This window comes from Brevibacterium iodinum ATCC 49514, assembly GCF_900169265.1.
Lineage (GTDB): Bacteria > Actinomycetota > Actinomycetes > Actinomycetales > Brevibacteriaceae > Brevibacterium > Brevibacterium iodinum.
In genome coordinates, this window is record NZ_FXYX01000051.1 from 1 (window position 1) to 2,475 (window position 2,475).

Consider the following 2,475-nt stretch of genomic DNA (forward strand, 5'->3'; position numbering starts at 1 on the left):
CAGATCCCGACGAGGACATCGTTCGAGTCAGTAGTTCTGAGGGTCATGATGATCGATGGGACGGTCAGTTCCTACTCTGCCAGCCAGTCCCAGACCAGCCACCATCAATACTCACAGTAGTTCTGGGAGGGGACGGGCGTGCGGAAGGGCAGCGATGGGATAGAATTGATGGCTGTGCCCGCAAACGCGTGCACAGGTGATCGGAAGCAGAATCGGGAGCAGAGAGGAGGCCGGTCATGCCGAAGGACACAGGCAAGAAAGTCATTGCGAGGAACCGCAAGGCGCGCCACGACTATCACATCGAAGACACGTGGGAGGCCGGACTCGTACTCACCGGCACCGAGGTGAAATCGCTGCGCGAAGGCCGAGCATCGCTCACCGACGGCTTCGCCCTCATCTTCCAGAATGAGGCCTGGCTGGAGAACGTCTACATTCCCGAATACCTGCAGGGGACGTGGACGAATCACTCGGCCCGCCGTCGTCGTAAGCTGCTGCTCCACCGCGAGGAGATCCTCAAGATCTCGCAGAAAGTCAAGGAATCCGGCCGGACCCTGGTCCCGCTGGAGCTGTACTTCGACGGTTCACGCGTCAAGGTCGAGATCGCCCTGGCTCGCGGCAAGCGCGAATGGGATAAGCGACAGGCACTGCGCGAAGCGCAGGACAAACGCGAAGCCGAACGCGCCATGAAGTCCAAGCAGTACCTGTAAGGGCCGGTCGATGGCGGGTGAGATCCCCGCCATCACCGTCGTCTCTCGGCTCCTTCGCCGAGGCGGTCCGAGCGTATCCGAGCACGCCCGGTCACATATTCGCGGAGTTCAGGGAATGCAATTGGCTCGGTCTGCGTTGTAGGAGTATGCTGGAGTACCTGATCGGCGCCAGCAGCCGCCTCGGCGGATGAAACAGCTGATCAGTTTTGGTAACAGAATATGGGGATGATCGGTTTCGACGTCGGACACTGCGTCGGGAGAAGCGGGCCGAGAATGCAGAGTCATCTCGTTAATGTCCTCTGCAAAACAATAGGTGCTAAGTCTAACAACCGCACCGATTTCGCCCTCGCTGCCTGATAGAGCGCGAGCTGCGAATCCGTCAGCCTAGAGTTGCCTCTGCTCTAGATCCTGGCGTCGTTTAAGAGGCCACTGCTTCAGGCACATGTTGGGGGTGCCTGAGGGACTTTCACTCAACTCCGTTCGTTGGCTTACGTGTTCGTGCGATAGCCAGAACCTAAGACACTAGTCCACGAACTGCGCCCGGAGAAGTCCTGACAATCTGCCGACGGACGCGGGTTCGATTCCCGCCATCTCCACGTGTTCAAGCCCCGGATTCCGCAAGGATCCGGGGCTTTTCGCTGTCCGGAGATCCCCAGAGCTGCCACTTTGACCCGTCGAAGTCGACGAAGCGTCGAATAGAGCGAACACCATCGCCGAGGCGGCCGGACTGTGCCGTTCCCACCTGTCCCTTGGAGAGCGTCTGAGTTCAGCCCCGATGAGATACGGTGGATCCGAGTTCAGAGAGGGGACCGGTACCGATGTTCTAACCGCCGCTGATCGGCTACCTGCTCCTTGCCGTCGTCTGCGTCGTTCTCGTGTTGGTCATCCGCGGCGACCGTCTGCCCCGCAATCGTGCAATCGGAATCCGGTCGGCGCTGACGCTGCGGTCCGAGGCCGCTTGGAAAGCTGGCCACCGTGCGGCGATTCCCATGCTCATCACCATCAGCATCATCACCGTCGGCTTCTCGATTGCACTGTTGAGCGTTGAGAAATTCGCCTGGCCGAAGGCAGTCACCGACGGTGTAGGTGCGCACACCCACGGCGGAGGCCATGGCGATCTGGTCCACGTCCCATGGTCGGGGCCCGGATGTGGGCTCATCCCCGACTACGAGGACGAGGGGGACCCGGGCTTGTGCCGCCTCGGCGAGGGCGGTGAGCGTATTCGTGAACCCGGCACCATACGTGGTGGTGGCCGCGGCGATCCGCCCGGATGTGCGGAAGTGAGCGTCGGCGGCGACGACGGCGCCGGCCTCGTGGCGGACGGCGGTGTAGGTTGCCGAGGTGTCACGCAGCAGGGCGTCGAGGAAGTAGGCGTTGCCGTTGCCCATGAGGCCGAAGACCTCATCGATATAGGCGGCAAGGGTGTGCGCGACGTGCGCGGAGGTATGAGCCATGGCAGGCCTTTCGCGAATGAGATATGGAAATGAGGGATCCATATATGTCTCACACGCGCGGTTTGCGGCTTCGTGCAACTTTTTCGAGCACCGGCTGGGAAGCGGCTCAGCCTGACGTTTACGAATACAGGGGACTGTGGTCCGGCGCCCCAACCCAGGTGGTGGCCCAGCGAGGCGAACGCCCTGCCCCAGAACTACTGTGAGTATTGATGGTGGCTGGTCTGGGACTGGCTGGCAGAGTAGGAACTGACCGTCCCATCGATCATCATGACCCTCAGAACTACTGACTCGAACGATGTCCTCGTCGGGATCTG

At 61.1% G+C, this 2,475-nt stretch carries 1 protein-coding gene, 1 other RNA gene and 2 pseudogenes; 3 read left to right on the forward strand and 1 reads right to left on the reverse strand.

The features are described from left to right. Nucleotides 1–236: 236 nt before the first annotated feature. From smpB to BI49514_RS17360, 3 genes and pseudogenes are all read left to right on the forward strand, one after another. Entirely contained in the window at nucleotides 237–707 is a 471-nt protein-coding gene (gene smpB / locus BI49514_RS16105) for an SsrA-binding protein SmpB (protein ID WP_101547462.1), read from the forward strand. 221 nt (nucleotides 708–928) lie between these two features. After that, nucleotides 929–1,306: a transfer-messenger RNA gene (ssrA, locus tag BI49514_RS16110) on the forward strand. A 276-nt stretch (nucleotides 1,307–1,582) separates the two neighbouring features. Next, nucleotides 1,583–1,687: pseudogene (locus BI49514_RS17360) on the forward strand (SdpI family protein); the annotation flags it as partial. A gap of 93 nt (nucleotides 1,688–1,780) precedes the next feature. Here BI49514_RS17360 and BI49514_RS16120 read toward each other — a convergent pair. After that, nucleotides 1,781–2,161 (reverse strand): annotated as a pseudogene (locus tag BI49514_RS16120) (thiamine pyrophosphate-binding protein); the annotation flags it as partial. Nucleotides 2,162–2,475 lie beyond the last annotated feature (314 nt).

Bases quoted from the DNA above. Each gene is read 5' to 3' on its own strand.
- smpB (WP_101547462.1), top strand. From the start codon at position 237: ATGCCGAAGGACACAGGCAAGAAAGTCATTGCGAGGAACCGCAAGGCG.